Origin of the sequence: Microbacterium jepli (genome assembly GCF_047237905.1) — a bacterium.
Classification (GTDB): domain Bacteria; phylum Actinomycetota; class Actinomycetes; order Actinomycetales; family Microbacteriaceae; genus Microbacterium.
Genome location: NZ_JBDFLW010000005.1, coordinates 2,697,394 through 2,717,193, shown reverse-complemented (window position 1 = coordinate 2,717,193; position 19,800 = coordinate 2,697,394). Strand labels below are relative to the sequence as shown.

18 protein-coding genes are annotated in these 19,800 nt (G+C 71.3%); 6 read left to right on the top strand and 12 right to left on the bottom strand.

What is annotated here, in order from left to right:
• Position 1 precedes the first annotated feature (1 nt).
• The 4 genes from ABC304_RS17140 to ABC304_RS17125 all read left to right on the top strand — a co-directional run bounded on the left by ABC304_RS17140 (position 2) and on the right by ABC304_RS17125 (position 3,589).
• Positions 2-403 carry a cytidine deaminase gene (locus ABC304_RS17140; RefSeq protein ID WP_127094841.1) on the top strand — a complete coding sequence of 134 codons (402 nt, stop codon included), beginning with the start codon at positions 2-4 and terminating at the stop codon, positions 401-403.
• A complete protein-coding gene (locus ABC304_RS17135) occupies positions 400-1,731 on the top strand; it encodes a thymidine phosphorylase (protein ID WP_412932639.1) in 1,332 nt (443 codons plus the stop codon). Before ABC304_RS17140 ends, ABC304_RS17135 begins: the two co-directional genes overlap by 4 nt.
• A 31-nt stretch (positions 1,732-1,762) precedes the next feature.
• A complete protein-coding gene (locus ABC304_RS17130) occupies positions 1,763-2,878 on the top strand; it encodes an adenosine deaminase (RefSeq protein ID WP_412932637.1) in 1,116 nt (371 codons plus the stop codon).
• A 423-nt stretch (positions 2,879-3,301) separates the two neighbouring features.
• Positions 3,302-3,589 carry a GIY-YIG nuclease family protein gene (locus tag ABC304_RS17125; protein ID WP_412932636.1) on the top strand — a complete coding sequence of 96 codons (288 nt, stop codon included), beginning with the start codon at positions 3,302-3,304 and terminating at the stop codon, positions 3,587-3,589.
• A gap of 192 nt (positions 3,590-3,781) precedes the next feature.
• Here the strand turns inward: ABC304_RS17125 and ABC304_RS17120 are convergent, their stop codons facing one another.
• The 7 genes from ABC304_RS17120 to ABC304_RS17090 form a co-directional block, all read right to left on the bottom strand.
• Positions 3,782-4,513 (bottom strand): alpha/beta hydrolase, encoded by a 732-nt coding sequence (locus ABC304_RS17120; protein WP_412932634.1) that lies wholly within the window; start codon positions 4,511-4,513, stop codon positions 3,782-3,784.
• A gap of 44 nt (positions 4,514-4,557) precedes the next feature.
• Positions 4,558-5,709, bottom strand: a complete 1,152-nt coding sequence (locus tag ABC304_RS17115) for a mannitol-1-phosphate 5-dehydrogenase (protein ID WP_412932632.1) — start codon at positions 5,707-5,709, stop codon at positions 4,558-4,560.
• Positions 5,709-6,146 (bottom strand): PTS mannitol transporter subunit IIA, encoded by a 438-nt coding sequence (locus ABC304_RS17110; RefSeq protein WP_412932630.1) that lies wholly within the window; start codon positions 6,144-6,146, stop codon positions 5,709-5,711. Before ABC304_RS17110 ends, ABC304_RS17115 begins: the two co-directional genes overlap by 1 nt.
• Positions 6,147-6,249: 103 nt before the next feature.
• On the bottom strand, positions 6,250-7,920 hold the full coding sequence (locus ABC304_RS17105; RefSeq protein WP_412932628.1) for a PTS mannitol transporter subunit IIBC: 1,671 nt from the start codon (positions 7,918-7,920) through the stop codon (positions 6,250-6,252).
• Positions 7,917-9,623: a phosphoenolpyruvate--protein phosphotransferase gene (gene ptsP, locus ABC304_RS17100; RefSeq protein WP_412932626.1), complete on the bottom strand. Its 1,707-nt coding sequence runs from the start codon at positions 9,621-9,623 to the stop codon at positions 7,917-7,919. Before ptsP ends, ABC304_RS17105 begins: the two co-directional genes overlap by 4 nt.
• A 25-nt stretch (positions 9,624-9,648) precedes the next feature.
• Positions 9,649-9,924: an HPr family phosphocarrier protein gene (locus ABC304_RS17095; protein WP_412932624.1), complete on the bottom strand. Its 276-nt coding sequence runs from the start codon at positions 9,922-9,924 to the stop codon at positions 9,649-9,651.
• Between the two features lie 29 nt (positions 9,925-9,953).
• Entirely contained in the window at positions 9,954-10,280 is a 327-nt protein-coding gene (locus ABC304_RS17090) for a PTS sugar transporter subunit IIB (protein WP_412932622.1), read from the bottom strand.
• 133 nt (positions 10,281-10,413) lie between these two features.
• Here ABC304_RS17090 and ABC304_RS17085 point away from each other — a divergent pair, with 133 nt between their 5' ends.
• Positions 10,414-12,360, top strand: a complete 1,947-nt coding sequence (locus ABC304_RS17085) for a BglG family transcription antiterminator (protein WP_412932620.1) — start codon at positions 10,414-10,416, stop codon at positions 12,358-12,360.
• Between the two features lie 9 nt (positions 12,361-12,369).
• Here the strand turns inward: ABC304_RS17085 and ABC304_RS17080 are convergent, their stop codons facing one another.
• The 3 genes from ABC304_RS17080 to ABC304_RS17070 all read right to left on the bottom strand — a co-directional run bounded on the left by ABC304_RS17080 (position 12,370) and on the right by ABC304_RS17070 (position 15,576).
• Positions 12,370-12,954 (bottom strand): GNAT family N-acetyltransferase, encoded by a 585-nt coding sequence (locus ABC304_RS17080; protein ID WP_412932618.1) that lies wholly within the window; start codon positions 12,952-12,954, stop codon positions 12,370-12,372.
• Positions 12,955-13,009: 55 nt separating this feature from the next.
• On the bottom strand, positions 13,010-14,683 hold the full coding sequence (locus tag ABC304_RS17075) for a phospho-sugar mutase (RefSeq protein WP_412932993.1): 1,674 nt from the start codon (positions 14,681-14,683) through the stop codon (positions 13,010-13,012).
• A 62-nt stretch (positions 14,684-14,745) separates the two neighbouring features.
• On the bottom strand, positions 14,746-15,576 hold the full coding sequence (locus tag ABC304_RS17070; protein ID WP_412932617.1) for a purine-nucleoside phosphorylase: 831 nt from the start codon (positions 15,574-15,576) through the stop codon (positions 14,746-14,748).
• Between the two features lie 134 nt (positions 15,577-15,710).
• Between ABC304_RS17070 and ABC304_RS17065 the strand changes: the two genes are divergently transcribed.
• Positions 15,711-17,162, top strand: coding sequence for an NAD(P)H-quinone dehydrogenase (locus ABC304_RS17065; protein WP_412932615.1), 1,452 nt, complete (start codon positions 15,711-15,713; stop codon positions 17,160-17,162).
• Between the two features lie 78 nt (positions 17,163-17,240).
• Here the strand turns inward: ABC304_RS17065 and ABC304_RS17060 are convergent, their stop codons facing one another.
• Both ABC304_RS17060 and ABC304_RS17055 read right to left on the bottom strand, forming a co-directional pair.
• The gene (locus tag ABC304_RS17060) at positions 17,241-19,007 is read right to left on the bottom strand and encodes an acetyl/propionyl/methylcrotonyl-CoA carboxylase subunit alpha (RefSeq protein ID WP_412932613.1); all 1,767 of its coding nucleotides are present in this window, start codon (positions 19,005-19,007) and stop codon (positions 17,241-17,243) included.
• Between the two features lie 98 nt (positions 19,008-19,105).
• A complete protein-coding gene (locus ABC304_RS17055; protein ID WP_412932611.1) occupies positions 19,106-19,750 on the bottom strand; it encodes a Maf family protein in 645 nt (214 codons plus the stop codon).
• Between the last annotated feature and the right edge of the window lie 50 nt (positions 19,751-19,800).

Sequence of the window (19,800 nt, the reverse complement as noted above, 5' to 3'; positions counted from 1 at the left end):
AGTGACCGACATCGACTGGGACGAACTCCGTGCCGTGGCCACCGACGCGATGGAGCGGGCGTACGCGCCGTACTCCCGCTACCGCGTCGGAGCCGCAGCCCTCGTGAGCGACGGACGCATCGTCTCCGGGTGCAACGTCGAGAACGCCTCGTACGGCGTCGGCCTGTGCGCCGAGTGTGCCCTCGTGGGCGACCTGCACATGTCGGGCGGCGGGCAGCTCGTCGCCTTCGTCTGCGTCAACAACGACGGGCAGACGATCATGCCGTGCGGACGCTGCCGGCAGCTGCTCAACGAGTTCGCTCTGCCCGGGATGCTGCTCGAGACCGTGTCGGGTATCCGCACCATCGACGAGGTGCTGCCCGACGCCTTCGGCCCGCGCGACCTCGAGGACGCCGCGCGGTGAGCACCGAGACGGTGGAGCCGCCTGCGCTGAGCGAGCGCCAGCGAGTCGAAGCGTTCGACGCCGTCGACGTCATCCGCGCGAAGCGCGACGGCGGTGCGGTGCCGGAGGACGCACTCCGGTGGATGGTCGACGCGTACACGCGCGGCTACGTCGCGGACTCCCAGATGGCCTCGTTCGCCATGGCTGTGCTCCTCAACGGCATGGAGCGCGACGAGATCCGCGTGATGACCGACGCGATGATCGCCTCCGGGGAGCGCATGAGCTTCGCGGGCCTCGGCAAGCGGACGGTGGACAAGCACTCGACCGGCGGGGTGGGCGACAAGATCACCCTCCCGCTCGCTCCGCTCGTGGCATGCTTCGGCGTCGCGGTTCCCCAGCTGTCGGGCCGCGGGCTCGGCCACACCGGAGGCACGCTCGACAAGCTCGAGGCGATTCCCGGGTGGCGTGCGGCGCTGTCCAACGACGAGATGACCGCGCAGCTGCGCGACGTCGGTGCCGTGATCTGCGCCGCGGGCTCCGGGCTCGCGCCCGCCGACAAGAAGCTGTACGCGCTGCGCGATGTGACGGGAACCGTCGAGGCGATTCCGCTGATCGCGTCGAGCATCATGTCGAAGAAGATCGCGGAGGGCACCGACGCGCTCGTCCTCGACGTGAAGTTCGGCTCCGGTGCCTTCATGCGCGACGTCGACCGAGCGCGCGAGCTCGCCCGCACCATGGTCGCGCTCGGCACCGACTCGGGCGTGGCCACCACCGCCCTGCTCACGGACATGAACACGCCGCTGGGCCTGGCGATCGGCAACGCGAACGAGGTCCGCGAGTCCGTCGAGGTGCTCGCCGGCGGCGGTCCCGCCGACGTGGTCGAGCTCACCCTCGCGCTCGCGCGCGAGATGCTCGCGCTCGCCGGCCTGCCGGACGCCGACGTCGAGGCTGCTCTGGCCGACGGGCGGGCGATGGACGCGTGGCGTCGCATGATCCGCGCGCAGGACGGCGATCCGGATGCCGTGCTGCCGCAGCCCCGCGAGACGCATGTGGTCGCAGCATCCGCCGACGGCTTCGTCACGCGCATGGAGGCCCTGCCCTTCGGCATCGCCGCGTGGCGCCTGGGCGCCGGACGTGCGCGCGCGGAAGACGCCGTGCTGCACGCCGCCGGCATCGACCTGATGGTCAAGCCGGGCGACGCCGTGCGTGCCGGCCAGCCGCTGTTCACCCTCCTCGGGCACGACGACACGCGCTTCGAGCGCGCCCTCGACGCCCTGGAGGGCGCGTGGGAGATCGGCGACGCCCCGCCTGCCGCCGCACCGCTCGTCCTCGAGCGCATCACCGCCTGACTCACCCCACCACTACCCCGGGAGCACCACGATGCCCATCGACCAGAACGGCGACGCCCTCGTCGAGGGCGTGTCGATCCGCCGCCTGCCCAAGATCTCGCTGCACGACCACCTCGACGGCGCGCTGCGCCCCGCGACCATCGTCGAGCTCGGCGATGCTATCGGCCTCGACCTGCCCGTGGCCGACGCCGACGGGCTCGGCACGTGGATCGGCGAGCAGAGCGACTCGGGCTCGCTCGTCGAGTACCTGAAGACGTTCGATCTGACCACGGCCGTCATGCAGACCCGCGAGGGCCTCACGCGCGTCGCGCGCGAGTTCGTCGAGGACCTCGCCGAGGACGGCGTGATCTACGGCGAGGTGCGCTGGGCGCCCGAGCAGCACCTCGGCGGCGGACTGTCTCTGGAGGAGGCGGTCGAGGCCGTCCAGGACGGGATCGAGGAGGGGGAGGATGCTGCGGAGCGGGCAGGCCGCGACATCCGCGTCGGCCAGCTGATCACCGCGATGCGCCACACCGACCGGTCGCTCGAGATCGCCAAGCTCGCTGTCGCCTTCCGCGGGCGCGGGGCCGTCGGCTTCGACATCGCCGGCCCCGAGGACGGCTTCCCGCCGTCGCGCCTGCGTGACGCGTTCGAGTACCTCGCGTCGGAGTTCTTCCCGACGACCGTGCACGCCGGCGAGGCCGCGGGCCTCGACTCCATCCGCTCCGCGCTCGTGGACGGACGCGCGCTGCGCCTCGGCCACGGCGTACGGATCGCCGAGGACCTCGAGGTCGTCTCCCGCGCCGGTGAAGAGGTGCTGGTGCAGTTCGGCGATCTCGCCCGCTGGGTGCGTGACCGGGAGATCCCGCTCGAGCTGTCGCCGTCGTCGAACCTGCAGACGGGGGCCATCGAGCGCTGGGGCACCGAATTGGGCGATCACCCCTTCGACCTGCTCTACCAGCTGGGCTTCGCGGTCACCGTGAACGTCGACAACCGCACGATGAGCCGCACGTCGCTGACGCGCGAGCTCGCGCTGCTGGTCGAGACCTTCGAGTACGACCTGGCCGACCTCGAGGCGTTCCAGCTGAACGCCGCCGCGGGCGCCTTCCTGCCTGTGGAGGAGCGCGAGGAGCTCATCGAGCTGATCGCCGACGGCTTCGACCGCTGACCCCGTCCCGCTCGTTGAGCAAGCGAAACGAGTCGAAACGCCGCAACGCCTGGCTCGTTGAGTGGGCGAAGCGAGTCGAAACGCCCCACCCCTTCGTTCGTTGAGCGACCGAAGCGAGTCGAAACGCTGACACCCGCACGTTGAGCGAGCGAAGCGAGTCGAAACGCACCAGCCCTTCGTTCGTTGAGCGACCGAAGCGAGTCGAAACGCTGACACCCGCACGTTGAGCGAGCGAAGCGAGTCGAAACGCTGCAGCCCTTCGTTCGTTGAGCGAGCGAAGCGAGTCGAAACGCTGATACCCGCACGGTGAGCGAGCGAAGCGAGTCGAAACGCACCGCTCCTCCCCACCGGCCCGAGGGCCATCGAACACTGACAGCCGGTCACCTTCGGTCGGCGACCGTCGTCCATCTCTAGCCTTCACCGATGGCCCACGTCTACATTCTCGAGTGCGCGGACGGCACGCTGTACGTCGGCAGCACCGTCGACCTTGATCGGCGATTCGCGCAGCACGCGAGCGGTTTCGGCGCCCAGTACACCCGCCGCCGGCTTCCGGTGAAGCTGGTGTGGTCGGCGTCCTATGAGCGGGTGGAAGACGCGTTCCGGTGGGAGAAGCGTCTGCAGGGCTGGAGTCACGCCAAACGGCTGGCCTTCATCGACGGAGGGCTCGACGCCGTTCGCGGGTGGAGCAGGGCGCACCGTCGATCGCAGTGACGGAGCCGGTTCGCAGGGAGCGTTTCGGCTCGCTTCGCTCGCTCAACGAGCGGTAGGCCCGCGCGTTTCGACTCGCTTCGCTCGCTCAACGAGCGGAGACGTTTCGACTCGCTTCGCTCGCTCAACGAGCGGAGACGTTTCGACTCGCTTCGCTCGCTCAACGAGCGGGAGCTTTTGCACCCGCGGGCGGGATCAGCCGGCGGGGGAGAGGGAGGCGGCGAACGGGCCGACCAGCTCCGTCAGCCGCGCGGTCATGGCGGCGTCGTCGATCGTGGGGGTGCCGTCGCCCGCCTGCGGGCCGTAGTCGCCGAACGACGCGTGCGAGGCGCCGACGATCTGAACCAGCTGGGCGTCGGCGGGCAGCTCGCCGCGCGCATCCGCGATCTTCTCCGGCGTCGACAGCCCATCGTCCGAGCCGCCGATGCTCAGCACCGGCAGGTCGGTGCCGGACAGGTCGTTCGCGCAGTAGCTGCCGAACAGCACCAGCCCATCGGCGTCGCCGGCCAGCTGGCACGCGCGGACGCCCCCGAGCGAGTGGCCGCCGACCATCCAGCGCTCGACACCGGGCGCGGCGTCGGTGAAGGCCGACAGCGGACGCAGGTCGAAGAAGGCGAGATTCAGCGTCGGGCGCGTGATCACGACGGTGAGGCCGTCGTCGGCGACGAGTCCCGAGAGCTTCGCGGCGTAGGCGAGCGGGTCGACCTTCGCGCCGGGGATGAACACCAGCCCTTCCCCACCGCCGCCCGACGCCGGCCGCATGACGATCGAGTCGCCCGACTCGTCCAGCACGATCGCGGGGTCGTCGCGCACCGCCTGGAGCGGACCGGGCTCGGCGGCCATGACGCCGATGTTGGCGTAGAGGAGGAGGGCGGCGATCACCACGACGATCAGCCCGACGAGCACCGATCCGATCCAGATCAGCACCCGGCGACCACGCCGCCGGGGCCGCGGCGCCGCCCCCTCCGTCGTCACGCCAGTTCGGCCTGTCGCGCCGCGACCACGGCCTCGACCTGGGAGAAGAGCGGATGCTGCGGCTCCAGCCCCGTGACGGCGGCGGTGAAGGTCGCGGCATCCTGTTCGCGGATCTGACGCTGCAGGTCGACCGACTGCGCGTCCTCGTCGTCGTCGAAGGCGAGGGCGGCGCCCATCGCGCTGACGAGGGCCGTCGTCTCCAGTCCGCGCTCGGCCGCTTCGGCGGCGGGACCGACGAAGCGCTCGTGCCGCGACAGCTTGCGCAGCGGCTGGCGTCCCACCCGCCACACGGTGTCGGGCAGCAGCGGGTTGGCGAAGCGGCGCAGGATGGTCGCGCGGTACTCGGCCTGCGTCTGCGGGTCGAGCTCGTGCTTGGCGACCAGGAGAGCGGAGGTCTCCTCGAGCACCGCCTCGACCTGAGCGGCGATGGACGGTTCGGCGAGGGCGTCCGAGATCTTCTCGACACCCGCGAGCGCGCCGAAGTACGCGGTCGTGGCGTGCCCGGTGTTGACGGTGAAGAGCTTCCGCTCGATGTAGGGCTCGAGGTCGTCGACGAAGTGCGCGCCCGGAATCGACGGCGGGTCGTCGCCGAACGGGGGGCGCTCGATCGCCCACTCGTAGAACGGCTCGACCGTCACGTCGACGCCGCCGCCCTCGGGCTGGCCCGGGACGATGCGGTCGACGGCCGTGTTGGCGAACACCGCCCGGCCGGACAGCTCGGACCAGTCGTCGCCGGCGAGCTCGACGATCGCGTCGCGCAGGATGTCGGTGGCGTTGATGGCGTTCTCGCACGCCATCACCTGCAGCGGCGGCGACTGCGGATCGCGCAGCGCGAGGGCAGCCACGATGTGCGGGGCGACGAACTTGAGGATCGTCGGGCCGACGGCGGTCGTGACGATGTCGGCCGTCGCGATCTCGTCGACGACCTTCCCGGGATCCTCCGCGCTGTTGACGGCACGGAAGCCGGTCACGACCGTGTCGCCACCGCCGTCGCCGACCGCGTGGACGGTGTACTCGGAGGCTGCGTTGATCGCGTCGACGAGGGGTGCGGCGACGTCGGAGAAGACCAGCTCGTAGCCGCCCTCGTGCAGCAGAAGGCCGACGAAGCCCCGGCCGATGTTGCCGGCGCCGAAGTGGACCGCCTTCATCAGACGCCCGCGGCCGACACCAGCGCGAACAGCTCCTCGGGCGTCTGCGCCTGCTTGAGCTTGGCGACCTCGTCCTCGTCGGAGAACAGGATCGCGATCTGCGACAGGATCTCGAGGTGCTCGTCGCCCTTGCCCGCGATGCCGACGACGAAGGTGACGGGCTCGCCGCCCCAGTCCACGCCGCCGTCGTAGCGGACGACCGACAGAGCGGACTCGAGGATCGCGGCCTTCGTCTCGTTCGTGCCGTGGGGGATGGCGAGCTCGTTGCCCATGTAGGTCGAGACGGTCACCTCGCGCTGCTGCATCGCGTCGAAGTACGCGCTGGTGACGGCGCCGGCGGACTCGAGGATGTCGGCGGCCTCCTTCATCGCGTCTTCGCGGGACGCTCCGCCCGAGTGGATCCGGACCTGGCCGAGGCTCAGGACATCACGTGCCATGGTGTCGCCTTTCATTGGGTGGATGCCGCGGCATCCGCTTCTCTCGGAGATGACTGCGGGGCCGGGGGCATCTCGCCGCCCGGCCCCGCAGCGATGTCATCTTCTATGCACCATCCTGGTGCTGGTCGCGGACCAGGTCCACGACCTCTTCGTACTTCGGGGAATTCATGAAGTTGTCCACCGAGACGTGGATCGCCTCAGGGGACTTCTGACGCGCACGATCGGTGAGCTGGTTCTGCGTGATGATCAGGTCGGCGCTGCCGTCGAGGTTCGCGATCGCCTTGTTGACGACCGTGACGCCCTCGATGCCGGCCTTCTTGATCTTGTTGCGCAGGACGCTCGCGCCCATCGCCGACGAGCCCATGCCCGCGTCGCACGCGAAGACGATGCTGCGCACCTGCTTGGTGGTCAGCAGACCGCCGTCCTCGCGGCCGCCGGTGGCGGCCTGGGTCTCGAGCTTGTCGAGGGCCGAGTCCGCGTCGCGCTCGGCGGCACGGTCGCGGCTGTCGGAGTTGCGCAGAGCGGCCATGGCAGCGGACGCCTTGCCCTTGTTCGCCTCGGTCTGGGCGATCGCGGCGCCGAACGTGTCGCCGTCGGCCAGCAGGTCGCGCTTGCGCGAGGCCCGCAGGATGATGGCGGCCACCAGGAAGCTGACCGCTGCGGCGAGCACGACCGACAGGTAGACGACGACCAGGTTGCCCACGCCGGGTCCGATGCCGGCGGCGGTCACGGCGATGATGCTGCCGGGAGCCGCGGGGAAGGCGAGCCCGCCACCGAGCAGCGCGTTGGTGGCGACACCGGTCGCACCGCCCGCGATGAGCGCGAGGATGGTCATGGGCTTCGCCAGCGCATACGGGAAGTAGATCTCGTGGATGCCGCCGAAGAACTGGATCACGATCGCGCCAGGGGCCGACGCCTTCGCGGCGCCGACGCCGAAGAACGTGAACGCCAGCAGCAGCCCCAGGCCGGGGCCGGGGTTGGCCTCGATGAGGAACAGGATCGACTTGCCGGTGTCGGCGGCCTGCTCGATGCCGAGCGGGGTGAAGACACCGTGGTTGATGGCGTTGTTCAGGAACAGCACCTTCGCGGGCTCGACGATGATCGACAGCAGCGGGAGCAGGCCGAGCGAGACGAGCCAGGCCACCGCGGCGCCGAGCACCGTGGAGATGCCGAGCATGATCGGTCCGAACACGAAGAAGCCGATGATGGCCAGGATCATGCCCAGGATGCCGGCGGAGAAGTTGTTCACCAGCATCTCGAAGCCGGGCTTGATCTTGCCGTCCCAGATGCGGTCCATCTGCTTGGTGGCGTAGGCCGCGATCGGGCCCATGATCATCGCGCCGAGGAACATCGGGATGTCGGTTCCGACGATCACGCCCATCACGGCGATGGTCGCGACGACTCCACCGCGCTCGCCGTAGACCATGCGGCCCGCGGTGTTGGCGATGAGGAGCGGGAGGAGGTAGGAGACCATCGGGCCGACGAGGCCCACGTAGGCGCTGACGTCGCCGGCTGCCAGCTGCGTCATGGCGCCGTTCCAGCCGATGACGGCCGGGTCGCCGCCGCCGCCGATGATCTCGGCCACCGGCGCCCAGTGCCAGCCGAAGGGGCTGTTGGCGCCGAAGAAGCCGGCCGGGATGAAGAGCATCGTGATGAAGCCCCAGGCGATGAACGCCGCGATGTTGGGCATGATCATGCCCGAGAGGAATGTGCCGAAGCGCTGGACCGCGACGCGCGCGCCCCCGGGCTTCTTCGTGGCTGACGCCGTCGTCATTGCTGTGTCTCCTTCGATTCCAGGGTGTCTCCCTCAGCGGGAGGGTTCTTGTTGGCGGCGGCGGCTTGCGCCGCCGACCGTGCCCCCGCCGCGTCGTCCGCGGAGAGGGCTGCCTCGGCGATGACTCGGGCATCGTCGAGGGTGTGCTGCAGAAGAGTGGCCCGCACGTCGGCGAGAGCGGTGGGCGCCATGGACAGGGATGTCGCACCGAGGCCGACGAGCACGACGGCCAGCAGCGGATCTGCGGCGGCCTCGCCGCAGATCCCGACCGGCTTGCCGAGCGCACGTCCCGCGTCGCCCACCTCACGGATGAGGCGGAGGACGGCGGGATGCCACGGGTCCTGGAAGCCGGCGACGGAGCCCAGGAGGCGGTCGGCGGCCAGGGTGTACTGGGTGAGGTCGTTCGTCCCGATCGAGGCGAAGTCCGCGTGCTTCAGGACGCGATCGGCGAGCAGGGCGGAGGACGGGACCTCGACCATCACGCCGGCGGTCTTGATGCCGTAGTCGCGGGCGAGCGCGGTGAAGTACGTCGTCTCCTCCACCGTGGCCACCATGGGCGCCATCACCCACAGATCGGCCTCGGTTGCGGCATCCGCCTGTGCCAATGCGGTGAGCTGTTCGCGGAGGATGTCCTCGCTGGCGCGCAGGGCGCGGATGCCGCGGAGCCCCAGCGCGGGGTTCTCCTCGTGCGCGTCGTTGAGGAAAGCGAGCGGCTTGTCGGCGCCGGCGTCCAGCACCCGCACGACGACCTTCTTGCCGGGGAAGGCTGCGAGCAGCTGCGTGTACGACTCCCGCTGCTGCTCGACCGTGGGCGCCTGGTTGGCGCTCAGGAACAGGAACTCGGTGCGGAACAGACCGACGCCCTCCGCTCCCAGCGCCACGGCCTCGGCGGCCCCCTCGGGCTTGCCCAGGTTGGCCAGCAGCGGCACCGCCGTGCCGTCCGCCAGCGCGCCGTCGGTGATCGGGGCGCTCGCCGCGGATGCGCGGTCGGCGGCGCGGTTCGCCGCCTGGCTCAGCTCGTCGGCGGACGGCTCGACCGTGACGACGCCCTTCGCGGCATCCACGATCACGGGCTGCCCGTCGACGAGGCCCTTGGCCTCGACGGCACCGACGACGGCGACGATCGACTTCTCGCGGGCGAGGATCGCCGTGTGCGAGGTCGGTCCGCCCTCGGTGGTGATGAGGGCCAGCACCTTGTCGAGGTCGAGGAGGGCGGTGTCGGCCGGAGCGAGGTCCTTCGCGACCAGGATGAACGGATGCCCCGGGTCGGGCACGCCGGGAGCGGCGACGCCCCGCAGCCGCGCGATCACGCGCTGCGCCACGTCGTCGAGGTCGGCGGCGCGCTCGCCCAGGTAGCCGCCCATGGCCGTCAGGGTGTCGCGGAACGTGGCGAATGCGTCGAACACCGCCCATTCGGCGGTGCGGCCCTGCGCGATGCGCGCGGCGATCTCGTCGGCGAGGCTGGGATCCTCCGCCATCATCGCCTGCGCCTCCAGGACGTCCTGCGCCGCGCCGCCCGCCTGGGCTCCGCGGGCTTCGAGCTCACGCGCGACGGCGGCGACGGCCTCCGTCACGCGGGCCGTCTCCTCATCGGGCGTCGCCGTGCTCGGAGCGTCGTTGGGAGCCGGCAACGGCTCCGCCATCCGGGCGACCGGTCCCTGGGCCACGCCCAGTCCGATGCCCACGCCTCTCAGCTCTGCCATCGTCCGTCCTCCTTCTCGCGTGATCTCACGCTGCGTCGTGGTCGGTGGTGAGGAGCTCGGCAAGCCTGTCGAGCACCGTCTCGGCGTCGTCTCCGTCGGCGGTGAGGGTGACGTAGTCGCCCTGCTCGATGCCGAGGGCGATGACCCCGAGGATGCTGGCGGCGTTGACCGGCGCACCCGCATCCTTCGCGACGGTGACGGGAATGCCGGAATCCTTCGCGGCCTGCGCGAACATCTTCGCCGGGCGGGCGTGCAGCCCGTGCGCGGAGCCGATCCGCACGGTGCGGGTGAGCTGTGGCATGTCCGTGTCCTCTCGTCGTTGCAGTGGGTTCAGGCTCCGGCGGCGAGCTGTCCGCCCGCGACCGCGTCTCGGACCAGGCTCAGCGTCCTCGACCCGTCCAGATCTGTGAAGATGTCGGGCGGCAGGAGCACCACCACCGTGCCCCGGGCCGCGGCATCCCGTTCGATGCGTGCGAGCGCATGCGACAGGTGAGGTCCGACGAGGACCACGTCCGCGGAATCGAGGTCGATGGGAAGCGAGAGCTCGGTGCCGGCGGAGGCGCTGTACGCCAGACCCCGCTCGTGTGCGGCACGCCGCACACGCTGAGCGACGAACGTACTGGACGCTCCCGCTCCACAGACCACAAGGATCCTCATCGACCCGCCTCCTGCGTCCATTGTTGTGAATCGGCTGAGAGGGGACAACCAGGGTGATTTCCGCCCCTGCGGAACGACGGGGCGTGGGTGCGGCCGTCACGCGCGGCTCCCGTGATTGACTGGGGACGGCGCGATGCGCGCCCCAGCGGAGGACGACGTGACCAGAGCGCGGCAGGATCGCCTGCTCGGCATCCTCGCCCGCGACGGATCCTGGGCCACCGCCGCCACCCTGGCGGATGCGCTCGGGGTGACACCCCGCAGCATCCGCTCCTATGTGACCGCCGTCAACGCGCGCGTGCCGGGGGGTTCGGCCGTCGAATCGGGGCCTCAGGGCTATCGCGCAGGCGCCGAGGCGGGTGCGGCGCTGCGTGCCGGCGCCGGTGGCGAGAGCGGCACGCCGCGCGATCGCCTGCACCGGGTCGTGCGGTCGCTGCTCGACGCCCCCGACGGCGTCGACGTGCACGAGACGGCGGAGCAGCTCCACGTCAGCACGGCGACCGTCGACGCCGACCTCGCCCGCGTGCGCGCCCTGCTGGGCGGCACCGAGCTCGCCCTGGAGCGCTCCGCCGACCGCGCGCGCCTGCGCGGCACCGAGATGGCGCAGCGGCGGCTGCTGAGCAGGCTGGCCCACGACGAGATGGATGCCGGATCGTTCGACCTCGGCGCGCTGCGCCGGACGCTCGGCGAGGGGTCCGTCGGAGCGCAGGCCTTCGGGCCGTTCAAGACCGATCTCGTGGCCGAGCTCGGCGCGCTGGGCTACTTCGTCAACGAGATCGGCATCGCCGACGTCGTCATGCACATCGCCATCGCCGCCGACCGGGTGGCCCGCGACCGCGGTCTCGAGGGCGGCGCGTCGGCCGAGCGCCCCGCGCAGAGCGAGGTGGGGGAGATCATCGCCCGCCTCGCCGTCCGCCACCTCGGCGTCGAGCTCGGCCCCGGCGACCGCCAGCACCTCGCGACGCTGGTGCTCACGCGCGTGGTCGCTCCCGGCGCCGGCGACCCCGTCGACGACGCCCGCGCCCGGCTTGAGCCCGACGTGGAGAAGGCAGTCCGCGAGGTCGTCGAGCGCGCTGCGGGACAGTTCCTCGTCGACATCGCCCACGAGGACTTCATCCTTCGCCTCGCCCTGCACGTGCAGAACCTCCTGCACCGCTCCCGCGAGCAGGCGTGGTCGCGCAACCCGCTGACGCGCTCGCTGAAGTCGACGTACCCGATGATCTTCGAGGTGGCGGTCTACATCGCCAGCGGTCTGAACGAGAGCCTCGGCATTCCGCTGCTGGACGACGAGATCGCCTACATCGCCATGCACGTCGGCGGCCGGCTGGAGCGCAGCAGGCAGGCGGATCAGCTCCTCACCGCGACGATCGTGTGCCCGGGCTACTACGAGCTGCACGAGCTCCTCCGCTCGTCGGTCGACCGCTCGCTGGGCCAGGCGATCGAGGTCACCGGCGTCGAGACGCGGGTGGACCCGGATTGGGACTCGATCGACACCGACCTCGTGCTCACGACGATCGACCCCGCCGTCACCGGCGACCGCATCGTGCGCATCCAGCCGTTCCTCACCGAGTCGGACGTCGAACGGGTGCAGGCCGCCGCCGGCCGCATCCGCCGGGCGCGGAGGCTCGCGAGGCTCCGGACGGAGCTCGAGCGCTACTTCGACCCGCACGCGTTCGTGCACGGTCTGGAGCCGGGGGAGGATGCCGCGATCCGGCGTCTCGGCTCGCTGCTGGTCGCCCGCGGGGTGATCGACGACGACTACGTCGAACGCACCCTCCAGCGCGAGCAGCTCTCCTCGACGGCCTTCACCGAGGCGCTCGCCGTCCCGCATGCCATGGGGATGACGGCCACGCGCACGGAGATCGCAATCGGCATCGCGGATCCGTCGATCCCCTGGGGCGAAGGCAGGGTGCAGGTCGTCGCGCTGGTCGCGTTCTCCGAGACCGACCGCGAAGCCTTCCAGACGGTCTTCGAGCAGTTCGTCGAGGTCTTCTCCGAGCGCGAGAGCGTGCAGCGGATCGTGCGGCGCGCGACGGACTTCGCCGGCTTCCTGGACGAGCTCGTCGCCGTCATCGACGGCTGAGCCGCCGGCTCAGCGACCGCGCAGCCGCTCCGACAGCCCCAGGCGCACGGCCGGCCACTCCGCCGCGATGATCGAGAAGACCACCGTGTCGCGCAGAGTGCCGTCCGGCCCGAGGCGATGGCTGCGCAGCACGCCGTCCTGCTTCGCGCCGAGACGCGCGATCGCCGCGCGCGACTGCCGGTTGTGCCAGTGCGTGCGAAGCTCGACCGCGATGGCCTCGCACGCCTCGAAGGCGTGCCCGAGGGACAGGAGCTTCATCGCCGGATTCACCTCGGTGCCCTGCACGTCGCGGCCGAGCCAGGTGTAGCCGACCTCGACGTGGCGGTTCGGCTGATCGATGCCGCAGAACGTCGTCATCCCGACCACCTTCCCCGTCGCGACCCGGCGCACGGCCCACGGGTTCATGGTGCCCTGGTCGCGCAGTTCGAGGCGCATCGCGATCTCCTCGGCGACCCCGTCGGGCCGGGGGACGGAGGTGTACCAGGCGTACTCCAGGCCCTCGCAGGCCGCAGCGAGATCGTCGGCGTGCTCCATGCTCAGCGGCTCCAGCCGGACGTGGGCGTTCTCGAGGGTGACCGGCGTGATGAGTTCCACGCGTCGAGCCTAGGCCGCGGCATCCGTCGCTCCGGACGGCTGCCGCGGCCCGGCGTCAGCTCAGGTCGGCCAGCAGCGCCCGCGCGCCGGCGGCCAGCGCGGTGATGCGTGCGCGGGCGTCGTCGACCGAGTCGCCGCGCACGTCGAGGTAGAGCTTGAGCTTGGGCTCCGTGCCGCTCGGACGGACGATCACGCGCGAGCCGTCGGAGAGCCACAGGCGCAGCACGTCGCCGGGGGGAAGGTCCGCGAAGCCGTCGAGCAGGTCGTCGACGCGGTCGACATCGACCTCGCCGATGCGCTCGGGGTGCCGATCTCGCAGCGCGGCCATGATCCGGGCGATCACCGAGACGTCCTCGACGCGCACCGAGATCTGGTCGCTGTCGAAGAAGCCGTAGGTCTCGGCGAACTCCCGCAGCAGGTCGCCGACGCCGGCGCCGCGTCCGCGGGCCTCCGCGGCCAGACCGAGGAGCGCCACCGCGGCGGAGATCCCGTCCTTGTCGCGCACGGTCTCGGGGTTCACGAGGTACCCGAGGGCCTCCTCGAAGCCGTAGACCATGCCCGGCGCACGCGAGATCCACTTGAAGCCCGTCAGGGTCGCGTGGAAGTCGAGGCCGTGATGCTCGGCGACGGTCTGCAGGCCGGGGGAGGACACGAGCGACGAGGCGAGCGATGCGTGCGTGCCCTCGGCCCGCCGCGCGGCGCGGGCGCCGAGGAGCAGGCCGACCTCGTTGCCGGTGAGCCGCCGCCAGCCGCCATCCGAGGTGTCGTCCGGGATCGCGACGGCGAGGCGGTCGGCGTCGGGGTCGTTCGCGATGACGAGCTCGGCGCCCGCCGCACGGGCCGTCTCGAAGGAGAGGTCCATCGCACCCGGCTCTTCCGGATTGGGGAACGAGACCGTCGGGAATCTGCCGTCGGGCGAGATCTGGGCGTCGACCACCGTCGGGTGCGGGTAGCCCGCGGCGTCCAGGATCCGCGCGAACGTCTCCCACCCCACGCCGTGCATGGCCGTGTAGACCCACGTCAGGCCCGCGGCGCCCTCGGGCGCCGGAGCGACCGCGGCGGTGGCCTCGACGTACGCGTCGACGACCGACTCGGGCGCGATCTCGAAGCCGAGCGAGCGGGGCAGCTCGCCCACGGTGCCGCTGTCGGCGACCTCCTGGATGCGCGCGGCGATCTCCGCGTCGGCGGGGGCGACGATCTGCGAGCCGTCGTCGGGGCCGCCGAGGTAGACCTTGTAGCCGTTGTCGTTCGGCGGATTGTGGCTGGCGGTGACCATCACGCCGGCGTCGGCGCCGAGGTGCCGGACGGCGAAGGCGAGGACGGGGGTGGGGAGCAGGCGCGGGAGGAGGATCGCGCGCAGACCCGCGCCGGCGAAGATCTCCGCCGAATCGCGGGCGAAGACGTCGGAGTTGCGCCGCCCGTCGTAGCCGATGACGACGCTCGGGGTCTCCGCGTCCGACCGGCCGCGGACGTACGCCGCGAGTCCGGCGGCGGCCTGGGCGACGAGCACCCGGTTCATGCGATTGCTGCCGGCGCCCAGCTTCCCGCGAAGGCCGGCCGTGCCGAACGCCAGGCGCGCGGAGAAGCGGTCGTCCAGATCGGCGGATGCCGCGGCATCCCCGTTCCCGGTGCGCTCGAGCAGGTCGGTCAGCTCGTCGCGGGTGTCGGGATCGGGGTCCTGCGCGAGCCAGGCCCGTGCGCGATCCAGGACCGAGCCGTCGCCCGGCACCTCCACGTGCTCGGGCGCGGGATCCTGCCGATCGGCATCGGCGGCGGCGACTGCGTCCTCGCTCACAGGCGGCCGATCACGCGGGCCAGCAGGTCGGAGATGACGGGCTCGGCGGTGCGTCCGGCCTCGAGCACCTCCTCGTGGCTCAGCGGCGTCTTCTGGATGCCGGCGGCGAGATTTGTGATGAGCGAGAAGCCGAGGACCTCCATGCCGGCCTGTCGCGCGGCGATCGCCTCGAGAGCCGTGGACATGCCGACGATGTGGCCTCCGATCGCCTTGGCCATCTGCACCTCGGCCGGCGTCTCGTAGTGCGGGCCGCGGAACTGCGTGTAGACGCCCTCGTCGAGCGTCGGGTCGACCTCGCGGGCGATCGCGCGCAGGCGCGACGAGTAGAGGTCGGTCAGGTCGATGAAGGTGGCGCCTTCGAGCGGGGAGTCGGCGGTCAGGTTGATGTGGTCGCTGATGAGCACCGGCTGCCCGGGGGTCCACGTCTCCCGGATGCCGCCCGCGCCGTTGGTGAGCACCATGATCGTGGCGCCGGTGGCCGCGGCGGTCCGCACGCTATGGACGACCCGGCGCACGCCGTGTCCCTCGTAGTAGTGCGTGCGCGCGCCGATGACCAGCACGCGGCGGCCGGACGGCGTCAGGATGCTGCGGAGCGAGCCCACGTGTCCGGCCAGCGCCGGCGCGCTGAAGCCGGCGACCTCGGTGGCCGGGATGGTGGCGACCGTCTCGCCGATGAGCTCTGCGGCGCGTCCCCAGCCGCTGCCGAGCGTGAGGGCGATGTCATGGCGCTCCACGCCGGTCAGGCGGGCGATGTCCGCGGCGGCGTCGGCGGCGACGGCGAACGGGTCGGCGGCGGGGTCGTCAAGGGGGTGGGGGTCGTGTGACATGGACCCCACTCTAGGAACACGGCGTCGGCGAGGCCAGGAGACGGATGCCGCAGCCCGCCCGGCCCGCAGCATCCTGCGCCTCGTCCGGCCCCGCGATGTGCGGTGGTCCGCCCCGGCAGGGGAGAATGGGAGACATGTCGTTGAGCTTCGAGAGCAGCCAGAGCGTCGCCATCATCGGCGGCGGACCGGGGGGATACGAGGCGGCGATCGCGGGGGCGCAGCTCGGGGCCGACGTGACCCTGATCGAGCGGGTCGGCATCGGCGGATCCGCGGTCATCACCGACGTGGTCCCGTCGAAGTCGCTCATCGCCACCGCGGATGCCGCCGTCGCCGTTTCCGAGGCGACCGACCTCGGCGTGCAGTTCTTCGCGAAGGGCGATGACGGGCGCCCGCTGCGCCCCGAGATCGCCATCAACCTCGCCGCCGTCAACAAGCGCCTGCTCTCGCTGGCGCGCCAGCAGTCCGACGACATGCGCGCCTCGCTCGTCGAGGCGGGGGTGCGCATCATCTCCGGTCATGGCCGACTGGACAGCGATCGCGGCGTCATCGTCTCGACCGGCCCCGACGGCACCGACTTCGACCGCGTCGAGGCGGACACCCTGGTCATCGCGACGGGATCGTCGCCCCGCGAGCTGCCCTCGGCCCGCCCCGACGGCCAGCGCATCTTCACGTGGACCCAGCTGTACGACATGAAGGCGCTGCCGGCGCACCTCATCGTCGTGGGCTCGGGCGTGACGGGTGCCGAGTTCGCCTCGGCGTACATGAACCTCGGCGCGAAGGTCACGCTGATCTCCAGCCGTGACCAGGTGCTCCCGGGCGAGGACAAGGACGCCGCGGCGGTGCTCGAGAAGGTCTTCAAGCGCGGCGGCATGACCGTCCTGTCGAAGTCCCGCGCCGAGTCGGTCGTCAACACCGGCGACGGAGTGACCGTGACGTTGTCCGGCGGCCAGGTCGTCGAGGGCAGCCACTGCCTGCTCGCGGTCGGCTCCATCCCCAACACCGCCGGCCTGGGACTCGAGGAGGCGGGCGTGCAGATGACCGACTCCGGTCACATCCAGGTCAACCGCGTCGCGCGCACCTCCGTGCCCAACGTGTACGCCGCCGGCGACTGCACCACATTCGTCCCGCTCGCTTCGGTCGCCTCGATGCAGGGTCGCACGGCGGTGTTCCACGCGCTCGGCGACGTGGTCATCCCGCTGGAGCGCCGCCGGATCGCGTCGAACATCTTCACCGCCCCCGAGATCGCCACCGTGGGCTGGCAGGAGAAGGACATCGAGGACGGCCTCATCGACGGTGTCGTGAAGAAGCTGCCGCTCGCGGCCAACCCGCGCGCGAAGATGATGGGCATCCGCGACGGCTTCGTGAAGGTGATCGCGCGCAAGGGCAGCGGCACCGTCATCGGCGGTGTCATCGTCGCCCCCCGCGCCTCGGAGCTCATCTACCCGCTCGGCATCGCCGTGGAGCGACGGATGACGGTGGATCAAGTGTCGCGCGTGTTCGCGGTGTACCCGTCCCTCACCGGCAGCATCACCGACGCGATGCGCTCGATGCACTCCGTCGACCACTCGGACGCCGCCCGCGGCTGAACCGGTCGGCGTCCGTGAGCCTGCGGCCGCGGGGTCGCCGACGCGGTCGGTCGCGGCGGATCGCCCGCCGGCGGACGGCTAGGAGATCGTCAGGAGCGCGTGCCCTGCGGACACGGTGGCGCCGGGCGTCGCGTTGACGGCGCCGACGACGCCGTCCTTGTGGGCCTGGATCGGCTGCTCCATCTTCATGGCCTCGAGCACGACGACGAGGTCGCCCTTGACGACCTGCTGGCCCTCCTCGACGGCGAGCTTCACGACGGTGGCCTGCATCGGCGACGCGACGGCGTCTCCCGAGGCGCCGGCCATGACGGTCGTCGCGTGCGAGCGGCGCGACGGCGGGACCGCCGCGGGGCGGCCGACGGCCGAGGGCGCGGCCACAATGCGGTCGGGAAGGCTGACCTCGAGACGCTTGCCCGAGACCTCCACGACGACGGTGTGACGTGTCTCGTCGGCCTTCGGGACTCCGGCCTCACCGTCCCACGGCGGGATGTCGTTGACGAACTCGGTCTCGATCCAGCGGGTGAACACCCCGAACCGGCCGTCCTCGGCCGTGAAGGCGGGGTCGCTGACGACCTTGCGGTGGAAGGGCAGCACGGTGGGCATGCCCGAGACCTCGAACTCGTCGAGTGCACGGCGGGAGCGCTCCAGCGCCTCCGCGCGGTCACGGCCGCTGACGATGATCTTGCCGAGCAGGGAGTCAAAGGCACCGCTGACGCTGTCGCCGGCGGTGACGCCCGAGTCCAGACGCACGCCGGGGCCGCCGAAGGTCTTGAACACGTTGATGGTGCCGGGCTGCGGAAGGAAGCCGCGCCCCGGGTCCTCGCCGTTGATGCGGAACTCGATGGAGTGTCCGACCGGCTCGGGGTCGTCGTAGTCGAGCGTGCCGCCCTCGGCGATGCGGAACTGCTCGCGCACGAGGTCGATGCCCGTCACCTCCTCGGAGACGGGGTGCTCGACCTGCAGGCGCGTGTTGACCTCGAGGAACGACACGGTGCCGTCGGCGCCGATGAGGAATTCGCACGTTCCCGCGCCGACGTAGCCGACCTCCTTCAGGATGGCCTTCGACGACTCGTAGAGGAGTCGGTTCTGCTCCTCGGTGAGGAACGGGGCGGGCGCCTCCTCGACGAGCTTCTGGTGGCGGCGCTGCAGCGAGCAGTCGCGGGTGGACACGACGACGACCGTGCCCGCGGCATCCGCCAGGCACTGGGTCTCGACGTGACGCGGCTTGTCGAGGTACTTCTCGACGAAGCACTCGCCGCGGCCGAAGGCGGCGATCGCCTCGCGGGTCGCCGACTCGAACAGCTCGGGGATCTCCTCGATGGTGCGCGCCACCTTGAGACCGCGTCCGCCGCCGCCGTAGGCGGCCTTGATGGCGATCGGCAGGCCGAACTCCTCGGCGAAGGCCACGACCTCGTCGGCGCCGTCGACGGGACCAGGGGTGCCCGGGGCGAGCGGCGCGCCCACCTTCTCGGCGACGTGACGGGCGGTGACCTTGTCGCCGAGCGCCTCGATGGCCTCGGGCGAGGGCCCGATCCAAGTCAGGCCGGCGGCGATGACCGCGCGAGCGAAGTCGGCGTTCTCAGCGAGGAAGCCGTAGCCCGGGTGCACCGCGTCGGCGCCGGAGCGCCGGGCGACGGAGAGGATCTTGTCGATCGAGAGGTAGGTCTCTGCGCTGGTCGACCCCTCGAGGGCGTACGACTCGTCCGCGAGCCGTGTGTGCATCGCGTCGCGGTCCTGGTCGGCGTAGACGGCCACGGACGCGCGTCCGGAGTCCCTCGCGGCGCGGATGACACGAACGGCGATCTCGCCGCGGTTCGCGATGAGCACCTTGGCGATCTCAGGCATGGATGTCAGCCTATCGACCCCGTCCGGAACGTTTTTGAGCGGTTCCTACAAGAACCGACGAGAAACGTGGGATTCCTACGACAACGTCGGCGCGCCTCTCAGATCCGGTTCCACAGGGCCGGCCAGTCCACGCCGAGCTCGCGCACCAGGCGCCGGAGCGTGGACAGCGACATCCCGACGACCGTGGACGGATCGCCCTCGACGCGCTCGATGAACGCGCCGCCGAGGCTGTCGACCGTGAAGGCTCCGGCGACCTGCAGCGGCTCGCCGGTGGCGACGTACGCGGCGATCTCGTCGTCGGTGACGTCGGCGGCGAAGGAGACGGATGCCGCGGCCACCGCATGTGCGCGCGTGGGAGCCGCCCCCGGAGTGAGCCGGATCACGCTGTGTCCGGAATGCAGCACGCCGGTGCGTCCGCGCATGTCCGTCCACCGCGCGACGGCGACGTCCGGCAGGAGCGGCTTGCCGAGGATCTCGTCGCCGAGCGCGAACATCGAGTCGCCCCCGATGACGATGCCGTCGAAGCCCGGATCGTCCGCGGCGAGGCGGGCCGCGACATCCTCCGCCTTCCGCTCCGCGAGCAGCAGCACGTGCGCGTCGGGGTCGAGCCGGCCCGAGGCGGCCTCGACCTCGGCGATGACCGCCTCCTCGTCGACGAGCGGCGACATCGTCTCCGGCTCGATGCCGGCCTGCCTCAGCAGCATCAGTCGGGCGGGGGAGGTGGAGGCCAGGCAGACGCGCATGCGGCCACGCTACCGTCGCCCACCGGGTCGACCGGTGGGCGGGGTGTGGG

What these genes read in the sequence shown, in the direction of transcription:
- ABC304_RS17105 (WP_412932628.1), bottom strand. Translation starts at nt 7,920, where the DNA reads ATGACGACGGCGTCAGCCACGAAGAAGCCCGGGGGCGCGCGCGTCGCG.
- ABC304_RS17125 (WP_412932636.1), top strand. Translation starts at nt 3,302, where the DNA reads ATGGCCCACGTCTACATTCTCGAGTGCGCGGACGGCACGCTGTACGTC.
- ABC304_RS17090 (WP_412932622.1), bottom strand. Translation starts at nt 10,280, where the DNA reads ATGAGGATCCTTGTGGTCTGTGGAGCGGGAGCGTCCAGTACGTTCGTC.
- ABC304_RS17085 (WP_412932620.1), top strand. Translation starts at nt 10,414, where the DNA reads ATGCGCGCCCCAGCGGAGGACGACGTGACCAGAGCGCGGCAGGATCGC.
- ABC304_RS17095 (WP_412932624.1), bottom strand. Translation starts at nt 9,924, where the DNA reads ATGCCACAGCTCACCCGCACCGTGCGGATCGGCTCCGCGCACGGGCTG.
- ABC304_RS17065 (WP_412932615.1), top strand. Translation starts at nt 15,711, where the DNA reads ATGTCGTTGAGCTTCGAGAGCAGCCAGAGCGTCGCCATCATCGGCGGC.
- ABC304_RS17110 (WP_412932630.1), bottom strand. Translation starts at nt 6,146, where the DNA reads ATGGCACGTGATGTCCTGAGCCTCGGCCAGGTCCGGATCCACTCGGGC.
- ABC304_RS17060 (WP_412932613.1), bottom strand. Translation starts at nt 19,007, where the DNA reads ATGCCTGAGATCGCCAAGGTGCTCATCGCGAACCGCGGCGAGATCGCC.
- ptsP (WP_412932626.1), bottom strand. Translation starts at nt 9,623, where the DNA reads ATGGCAGAGCTGAGAGGCGTGGGCATCGGACTGGGCGTGGCCCAGGGA.
- ABC304_RS17070 (WP_412932617.1), bottom strand. Translation starts at nt 15,576, where the DNA reads ATGTCACACGACCCCCACCCCCTTGACGACCCCGCCGCCGACCCGTTC.
- ABC304_RS17130 (WP_412932637.1), top strand. Translation starts at nt 1,763, where the DNA reads ATGCCCATCGACCAGAACGGCGACGCCCTCGTCGAGGGCGTGTCGATC.
- ABC304_RS17055 (WP_412932611.1), bottom strand. Translation starts at nt 19,750, where the DNA reads ATGCGCGTCTGCCTGGCCTCCACCTCCCCCGCCCGACTGATGCTGCTG.
- ABC304_RS17115 (WP_412932632.1), bottom strand. Translation starts at nt 5,709, where the DNA reads ATGAAGGCGGTCCACTTCGGCGCCGGCAACATCGGCCGGGGCTTCGTC.